The organism is Streptomyces sp. NPDC025638 (assembly GCF_055558775.1).
In genome coordinates, this window is the sequence record NZ_JBVHLX010000058.1 from 1 (window position 1) to 6906 (window position 6906).

Genomic DNA, 6906 nt, shown 5'->3' on the forward strand with positions numbered 1-6906 from the left:
GTCGATGTCCTGTGGGCGATGCTGCGTGACAAGAAGCTGTTCACCTCCGCCCCACCGGTCACGCAGGCGGCTTGACTCGGTCATTGAGATTCCTTCTGTTCGGTTCGCCGCCACGGCAGCCGGTTGCCCGGATCAGCGTTCCGTGTCGGACCGGCCGAAGCATGAGGGAACCCCCTACACCTTCGGCGTCGCGCTCTGCGCGAAGCGCGTGTGGACCTTGCACGGCGCATTTCAGCGTGACGTGTCCGATCCGGCGTTTTACGGTGAGCAACAGCCAGTGGATCGGGCCAGCGTCCATCTGCGGTTTCGCTGGCTCACCCCGGGCTTGGCGTTCGGAGCGCGGTGGGCGCATCGGCTGTGAACCGACCAAGGAGGCCGTCATCGGCCGTGCGACGATGACGGACATGCCTGAGCAGACCGACGCGTTCGGCATCGGCGTCTTCACGCTCGACGACCGGCTGCGCCTGTTCAGCTTCGCCACCTCCCCGCAGCGAACCGACTACCTCTCCGTCCTGCGCACACCCGACGGGCGTGTTCCGTCACCGTGTCGCGCCCCGCGCCCGCGCCCAGGCCCTCGCACCCGGCGGTTCGACGCCGACAGCCGCCCTCCCGGGGGCCAGCCGGTGGCCGTCCCCGCCCAGCTGCGCGAGGACATCAAGGAGGCGTACGCACACTCCGACGCCCTGCTGGAGGAGCGGTTCGCGCAGGCAGCCGAGGTGCTCGGCGAGGTCATCGAACCCGCGGCCCTCGCCCTCGGCTCCGAAAGCAAGCAGGTCCTGGCGCTGCGCCGCCAGCGAGCAGCGATCCGCCTCCTCGGCGGCGACTACCGGGCCGCTCTCCCCGAGTTCGACGCCCTCGCCGACGCGTACGCCCGCATCGCCGGACCCACCGGCGAGCAGGCCCGCGCCTGCCGCGCCCAGGCAGCCCGGTGCCGCGCCGAACTCGGCCAGGTCACCGACGCGCTCGCCGCGCTCCGGGGCGTGCTGAACGTCGTGCGGGCCGTCGACAGCGACGTGAGCGAGGAAGCCGTGGAGCTACGGCACAACATCGGGATGCTGCTGCTCGCCCAGGGCCGGGCCGTCGAAGCCCGGCAGGTCCTCGAACCGCTCCACCAGGACATGTGCATGGTGTTCGGCCCCGACGACGAGATGACCGTCGAGATCGCCGAGGCACTGGCACGAATCCGCCTCACCCTCAACGGTGAACGCCGGGAAACACCCGAGACTTGACCGCATGAGCGCGCTTGCAGCACACATATGGCACACGTGCCGTGCGCGCGGATGGTGGGGAGCTGTGCAGGATGCCCGTCAAGGATGAGCTGGCCCGGCGCCGGTACGAGAACCTCGTCGGCCGCCTTGAGTCGCTGATGCGGGCCGCCCTCAGGCCCGAGTACCAGGGCTACTACGGGCAGCTGATCCTGAGCAGCGATGACCTTACGGAGATGGAGAACTCAAGGACGTCCGGCGTGCCGCTCGGGAGGCAGGGCGTCATCTCGGCTGGAAGACGACCACCCAGCTCGTCGGTGGCCGCCTCTTCGTGCTCGACGAGCGGGAGGTACCCGAGGAGATCGAACGGCTGGCCGGGGACGCGGCCGCTGCTGCGATTGACCGGGCCTGGGAGGAAGGCCGCCGACCGCGGCTGACCTGATCCGGGGAAGACGCAAACGGCCGTCCCACCACAACAGTGCGGTGGGACGGCCCCCTCAGTTACGGCTCCCCGGCACGGATTAAGCACACATCACGCGACGCCTTCCTCCATGGCGGCCACCGCCTCGGCGGCCTCGCGGGCCATCCGCTCAGCCTTCTCCAGCTTGGCCTTCGCTTTGGCCAGCTGCTTGGGCGCGGCGCTTGTGCATCTTCTTCGAGACCTCGTCCAGGCGGTCCGGGAAGAGGTGCCCGTACGTGTCCAAGGTCAGCGTCGCGGACTTGTGGCCCAGCATCGTCCGTACGACGTTGACGTCCGCGCCGCTGACGATGGCGAGCGAGGCCGCCGTATGACGCAGCTTGTGCGGGGTGACCTTGAGGTGCCCCAGCCCGGCCTTCACGACCCTGCATGTCGTCGAGGCAGACGTGGTCGGTGGGGACCGCCTTCGGGAGGGGCACTCCGACAGCCGGATTGACCGCCAGGCGGCGGGACTTGACCGCATAGCCGAGAACTTGGCTGAGGATGACGTACGCCTTGCGGACCGAGCGCGGGCTGAGCTTCCGTCCGCCCGCCGCCTGGCCGGACAGCATGTCGGCGAGCCATTCGGCGACGTCCTCGAAATGGATGCGGTCCAGGGGCGTGGTGCCCCACCTAGGGATCACATGGACGTCGAGAACGCCTCTGTATCGGTTGCGAGTTGATCGCTTGAGGTGGATCTGGGCGGCCATGTGCCGAACCCTTCTCCCCGCCGCATCACCCCTGCTGTCACCGCCGAGGCTGCCAAGCGCGGCCCGCTGGCCACCCCCGCCGAGGTCGCCGCCTACCTCGGGGTGCCGGTGAAAACCAGGTCGAGTTGGGCAACCTGCTCGAGATCTCCGAAGGACTCACCGCGATGACGGAAGCCCCGGGCGAGCCGTACGGCCAGCGGCGCCCAGGCGCACGCCACCTCCTGCCGCAGCGCGGTCCTCTCTGGGCGGTCCGGCAGGGCGACGATACGGCGGAACGCGGCATCGGTGTCCGGGGCATCGTCGTAGGGATATGCGCTTCGTGGGCTCCGGGTGCACGTATAGGGCATGGGCACGTGTCTCCCTCATCGGTGGCGATGCCTTCCAGCGACGTGTCGACGGCGAAGCAGCGATCAGGCAGAACGGACGAGAAACCACACGACCGGTGTTTGAGATCCACGAGACGGGCTACAGGAGAGAGGCGTCCGACGGTCGTCCTGGACGAAGGCACCGGAAAGTTGAGCTCGCAGCTCCCGGTGCCGTCCGTTGAGCGCGCACGCTGTCATCTCCGGTCCGCCGCATGGAGGCGCCTGAGTGCTCGGCGCAGCTCCCGCCGTATCGGTTCCGGGAGCGTCCGGTCCTTCGTCGTGGAGACCAGGGCCGCGGCCACGTCCCGGAGCTTGATGTTGCAGTGCTGCGGCACGTCCACCAGCAGGTCCCAGGCTCTCTCGCTGGAACACGGGGCCAGGGCCATCACCATGCCGCGTGCCTGGTCGAGCACCGCACGGCTCGCCAGCGCCCTCCCCAACTGCTCATTCCTGGCGCGCAGTTCGACGACCTCGGCCAGCAAAGCCGCGTCCACCGCCGAAGGCACAGCCGTCAACAGCCGCTGCCCTTCACGGGCCGGGGTCATCTGGTGCATGGTCCGTACCTCACAGGGCAGTCATCCCGTCCATAGGTGGTCAGCGGCGCGCCAGTTGCCGTTCGCCGGCCGCACCGGGCTGGTAGGGCAGTCCGTAGTGCTTGAAGATCGCTTCCTCCTGCTCGGCGGGCAGCACGTCGTCGGTGCCGATCGAAGGCGCCTGCTTCACCAGCGTTCTGACATAGCCGACCCTGAGATAGTCCGGCCCGGCGATCGCGTCCTCAAGGGGGACGAAGACCAGGCGGTGCCGGGTGGGCAGTCCGGTCCGGACCGTGGCCATGGCCGGCTCATCGGTGGTGGTGTCCACATAGACCGCCTCCAGGACACCGATCTTGTGCGACTCGGTGTCCACGACATCGCGGTTGCGCCATTCTCGGACGTCGGCTGCGTGAATCATGACCTCTCCCTACTGGACGACCCGCCTGGCGGGCTCGAGTCGCACCCCTGGTTCTCCGCGTGAAATCGCCGCAGCGCACGACGCATGGCCCGCTGCATCCGCACCGGGAGCGGTTTGCCCTCCCAGGCGTCGACCAAGGCCGCGGCCGCCTCCGGAAGTTTGACGTCGCGCTGCCGAGAGACATCCACCAGCAGGCCCCTGGCCGCCCCGCGGCGGCAGGGAGTCAGGACCATCAGCATGCCGCAGGCCTGGTCGATGACCGCATGGCCGGCCAGCGCCCGCCGCAGCTGATCGTTCTCGGCGCGCAGCGCCACGACATCCTGTGCCGCCGACGCGTTCCCCCACGTGGCCTCAGCTCGTAGCTCCCACCACTCCTCTTGGATCACGCTTGTGCGCTGCATGGCATACACCTCTCAACGACCTCGACGCGTCCGGCCTGGCTGTAGCCGCCCCGGAGCCCGTCGCTACCGGGCCACTTCACGGGTCACCTGCGGTGCTCATGATCCCGACGGTCCTCGCGCCGCCAGCGCGCCCGGTTCTGACGGCTGTAGCGGCGGTCCCAGCAGTCCTGACGATCCCGGTGCTCCCGGTAGTCCCGGTAGTCCCCGAGATCGGAACTGCCGCTACGGCTCCGGCCTCCGCCACGATTGCGGCCGTGTTGGGTGGCGACGTAGACCAGCACCGCCGCGGCCACCCACCAGATGGGAGGGAGGAAGCCGAACCAGAACAGGACCGCGATGAGGATGAGGAGCAGGACGAACACGGTGGGCCTCCCCGGGAGCGGGACACAGCATCGATACCGGGGACTGGGGCCTCACCTCACAGCGTAGTCCTGCCCAAGGGTTGCGGATACCGTGCGACGTCAGCGCGTCCTGCCCGGCATGGATGGCTGCTTGAGACCTGTTGGGAAGCTGCGGCGAGGGCTAGCGTGCAACATGCCGCCCCTGCCCCCGGCAGCGTCGCACCGCCAGCGCGCTCCCCAGGGGGCGCACCCTGCGCATCGGTGCCGGAACCCGCCACGTCACGAGCGAGGCCGTTCCCGCACACGCCCATCGTCACGCGATCCCGGTCGCGCCCCGATGCGCCCCGAGCGGGCACCGATCTGCTGCCCGCCACGTCGCACGCATCCCACGCCAGGCGGTACACATGTACGCGCTGATCCTTCCCACTTCAACCCCCTTCGTTCTGCTCGCCACCGTGATGGGCCTGTCCTGGTGGGAGGACCACATCCTGCCGACGCTGCCGGCCGAAGCCCCCGCCGAGGCTCCGGTCACCCCGGCGGCCCCTGCCCAGCTCCCAGAACTCCTCAGTGTCGACGCTGCGTTGACAAGGGAGGTTGCCGGGCGTTGACTGGCAGCACGGTGTAGGGCTGTGCCACTCCGGATTGTTCGGTCGCAGCATTCCACCTTCCCGCTTCGCCCGGACCCCGCGGAATCAAGGAAATCCCCGCGATCTGGAGGCCCGGCAATGTTCTGGATTCTTCTCCTTCTGGTGATCCTGGTGGTCTTCGGGTTCGGCTTCACCATGCAGATCCTGTGGTGGGTCGCGGCCGGACTGCTGGTCCTCTGGATCGTCGGCTTCGCCGTGCGCGGACGCAGCGATGGCAGGCGCCGGTACCGCCGAAGCCGCAGGTAATCGACTCCACGTCCCATCCCCCGCGGGATCGACCGCCTGTACGGCGATCACGCGCAGAAGCCCATCCAGCGGACACGCAGAGGACAGTCATGAGCGTCGGACAGACGATCAAGCACAAGACACAGGAAATCAAGGGCCGGATCACCGAACGCATAGGCCGGACCACCCGCAATCGGCGACTGCAGCGCGAAGGCAGGACCGGCCGGGTCTCCGGAAGCCTGAAGCAGGCCGGCGACAAGGCCAAGGACGCTTTCAGGCGCTGACCCCAAACGGCGGTCATGAGGGCCTCCGATGCCGGCCAGGCTTCCCTACCAGAGTAGGTCGGACCGGTCCTGTGCAAGTGGCGTCGCAGGCCGGACGGTTCTACCGTCCAGGCAGAACCAGGTCCCTGGAGCGCGCCACATCGTCATCCTCGGGCACATGATCCTTCTCGCCGCACTCGTCATCGGCGTGGCCGGTGTCTTCGAGCTCGCCGACAGCGAAGCGAGTGCCCCAGGCAACGTGCAGCTCGTCCGATCCTCTGCATGCCAAAACGCTCGAGTTCCAGGAAGAATCCGGAACGCCTCGCAGCCGGTACCCCCATGGGACTTCGACCCAGGGGATCCTGGGCGGCGCGTTGGGCGCGGTCGCGGGCTTCCCGGAGTCGGACCTTCGACGGGAGGCGGTCCGGGCCGGCCGAGTCTCGTGCGTGTGCGAGTGTTTCCTCGTTCAGTTGCCCCAGAGTCCGCGCTGGGTCCGCGTGAGGTTCCAGCAACAGCCGCACGCGTGCGGTGGGAGCAGTACGTCGGCCCGTCAGCCGGACATGAGCCCGCGAGACCCCGTCCAGGGCCTGCGCCTCTTCCTCGATCACGTCCTCCAGCGTGCGGCCGTTGAGTCGGGCCGCCGCGCCGTCTTCGCCGTCGACGAGGACCTGGCCCAGGCGGTGCCTGCGTTGGGCGAGGAGCCACCACAGCGCAGGGCCAGCAGCACGGCGAGCACCGCGATGACGGTCGGCCACCACCAGCCTTCCTCCCGCCACCGGGTGCGTCCCTCGGTGCCCAGCACCACGTCGTTCGGCCCGCGGAAGGGCCACCAGCGCGGCATGTCGAAACCCCCAGCGGCGCTGCAGATCCAGCCCGCCCAGCAGTACGCCGCCGCCCAGGGCGAGCAGGCCAAGGCCGAGCAGTCCGAGCAGCACCCGGTTCGCTGTCTTGAGCATCGGATCACCTCAGCCCTTCTTGGGGCGTCGGACCCGCACGGCCAGCGTGGGTTGCCGGGCCAGGCCCAAGGACGTCACGGCTTCGCCCAGTTCGGCGTTCAGGTCCGCGCGGACCTCGTCGAGATCGCGGAAATGTGCCTGTGCCCGGGCTTTGACCTTCCGGCGGCTGTGCCACTGACGATCACCGCGCGCGGCCGGGCCTGCGCTCCAGTCTCCGCCCCGCTCCAGCCCAGCCGACGCCCGTGCCGCGCACATAGCAGTCAGCCACCTGATGACAGAGAAGGAATACGTCGTGGCTGGGGCGGTCGGCTCCAGGGCTTCCCGGAGCCATTTTGGCGCGAGCCCCGAAGATCATGGCCCCAACGTCGTGCCTTACCGGGGAGAT

General features: G+C 68.9%; 10 protein-coding genes and 3 pseudogenes. 5 read left to right on the top strand and 8 right to left on the bottom strand.

Annotated elements, in window-relative coordinates; all coding sequences use genetic code 11:
- Positions 1 to 477: 477 nt before the first annotated feature.
- Both ACZ4EG_RS46420 and ACZ4EG_RS46425 read left to right on the top strand, forming a co-directional pair.
- Positions 478 to 1229, top strand: a pseudogene (locus ACZ4EG_RS46420) (serine/threonine protein kinase); the annotation flags it as partial.
- 71 nt (positions 1230 to 1300) lie between these two features.
- Positions 1301 to 1642: a hypothetical protein gene (locus ACZ4EG_RS46425; RefSeq protein ID WP_467795036.1), complete on the top strand. Its 342-nt coding sequence runs from the start codon at positions 1301 to 1303 to the stop codon at positions 1640 to 1642.
- Positions 1643 to 1795: 153 nt separating this feature from the next.
- Here the strand turns inward: ACZ4EG_RS46425 and ACZ4EG_RS46430 are convergent, their stop codons facing one another.
- The 6 genes from ACZ4EG_RS46430 to ACZ4EG_RS46455 all read right to left on the bottom strand — a co-directional run bounded on the left by ACZ4EG_RS46430 (position 1796) and on the right by ACZ4EG_RS46455 (position 4451).
- Entirely contained in the window at positions 1796 to 2044 is a 249-nt protein-coding gene (locus ACZ4EG_RS46430; RefSeq protein WP_467795037.1) for a tyrosine-type recombinase/integrase, read from the bottom strand.
- Positions 2045 to 2464: 420 nt separating this feature from the next.
- Positions 2465 to 2719, bottom strand: coding sequence for a hypothetical protein (locus ACZ4EG_RS46435; RefSeq protein WP_467795038.1), 255 nt, complete (start codon positions 2717 to 2719; stop codon positions 2465 to 2467).
- A gap of 212 nt (positions 2720 to 2931) precedes the next feature.
- A complete protein-coding gene (locus ACZ4EG_RS46440; protein ID WP_467795039.1) occupies positions 2932 to 3291 on the bottom strand; it encodes an ANTAR domain-containing protein in 360 nt (119 codons plus the stop codon).
- A 40-nt stretch (positions 3292 to 3331) separates the two neighbouring features.
- The gene (locus ACZ4EG_RS46445) at positions 3332 to 3688 is read right to left on the bottom strand and encodes a PRC-barrel domain-containing protein (RefSeq protein WP_453554965.1); all 357 of its coding nucleotides are present in this window, start codon (positions 3686 to 3688) and stop codon (positions 3332 to 3334) included.
- On the bottom strand, positions 3685 to 4089 hold the full coding sequence (locus ACZ4EG_RS46450) for an ANTAR domain-containing protein (RefSeq protein ID WP_467795040.1): 405 nt from the start codon (positions 4087 to 4089) through the stop codon (positions 3685 to 3687). Before ACZ4EG_RS46450 ends, ACZ4EG_RS46445 begins: the two co-directional genes overlap by 4 nt.
- Before the next feature lie 83 nt (positions 4090 to 4172).
- Positions 4173 to 4451, bottom strand: a complete 279-nt coding sequence (locus tag ACZ4EG_RS46455; RefSeq protein WP_467795041.1) for a hypothetical protein — start codon at positions 4449 to 4451, stop codon at positions 4173 to 4175.
- Between the two features lie 383 nt (positions 4452 to 4834).
- On the opposite strand from ACZ4EG_RS46455, the gene ACZ4EG_RS46460 reads away from it, so the two are divergent.
- The 3 genes from ACZ4EG_RS46460 to ACZ4EG_RS46470 all read left to right on the top strand — a co-directional run bounded on the left by ACZ4EG_RS46460 (position 4835) and on the right by ACZ4EG_RS46470 (position 5586).
- On the top strand, positions 4835 to 5038 hold the full coding sequence (locus ACZ4EG_RS46460; protein ID WP_467795042.1) for a hypothetical protein: 204 nt from the start codon (positions 4835 to 4837) through the stop codon (positions 5036 to 5038).
- A 117-nt stretch (positions 5039 to 5155) separates the two neighbouring features.
- Positions 5156 to 5323 (top strand): hydrophobic protein, encoded by a 168-nt coding sequence (locus tag ACZ4EG_RS46465; RefSeq protein WP_467795043.1) that lies wholly within the window; start codon positions 5156 to 5158, stop codon positions 5321 to 5323.
- 89 nt (positions 5324 to 5412) lie between these two features.
- The gene (locus ACZ4EG_RS46470) at positions 5413 to 5586 is read left to right on the top strand and encodes a CsbD family protein (protein WP_467795044.1); all 174 of its coding nucleotides are present in this window, start codon (positions 5413 to 5415) and stop codon (positions 5584 to 5586) included.
- Positions 5587 to 5936: 350 nt separating this feature from the next.
- On the opposite strand, the pseudogene amaP reads toward ACZ4EG_RS46470, so the two are convergent.
- Positions 5937 to 6521, bottom strand: a pseudogene (amaP, locus tag ACZ4EG_RS46475) (alkaline shock response membrane anchor protein AmaP); the annotation flags it as partial.
- A 9-nt stretch (positions 6522 to 6530) separates the two neighbouring features.
- Positions 6531 to 6686 (bottom strand): annotated as a pseudogene (locus tag ACZ4EG_RS46480) (DUF6286 domain-containing protein); the annotation flags it as partial.
- Positions 6687 to 6906: the final 220 nt, after the last annotated feature.

Coding starts and splice junctions, on each gene's coding strand:
- ACZ4EG_RS46465 (WP_467795043.1), top strand. CDS start 5,156: ATGTTCTGGATTCTTCTCCTTCTGGTGATCCTGGTGGTCTTCGGGTTC.
- ACZ4EG_RS46435 (WP_467795038.1), bottom strand. CDS start 2,719: ATGCCCTATACGTGCACCCGGAGCCCACGAAGCGCATATCCCTACGAC.
- ACZ4EG_RS46470 (WP_467795044.1), top strand. CDS start 5,413: ATGAGCGTCGGACAGACGATCAAGCACAAGACACAGGAAATCAAGGGC.
- ACZ4EG_RS46450 (WP_467795040.1), bottom strand. CDS start 4,089: ATGCAGCGCACAAGCGTGATCCAAGAGGAGTGGTGGGAGCTACGAGCT.
- ACZ4EG_RS46440 (WP_467795039.1), bottom strand. CDS start 3,291: ATGCACCAGATGACCCCGGCCCGTGAAGGGCAGCGGCTGTTGACGGCT.
- ACZ4EG_RS46460 (WP_467795042.1), top strand. CDS start 4,835: ATGTACGCGCTGATCCTTCCCACTTCAACCCCCTTCGTTCTGCTCGCC.
- ACZ4EG_RS46425 (WP_467795036.1), top strand. CDS start 1,301: ATGCCCGTCAAGGATGAGCTGGCCCGGCGCCGGTACGAGAACCTCGTC.
- ACZ4EG_RS46445 (WP_453554965.1), bottom strand. CDS start 3,688: ATGATTCACGCAGCCGACGTCCGAGAATGGCGCAACCGCGATGTCGTG.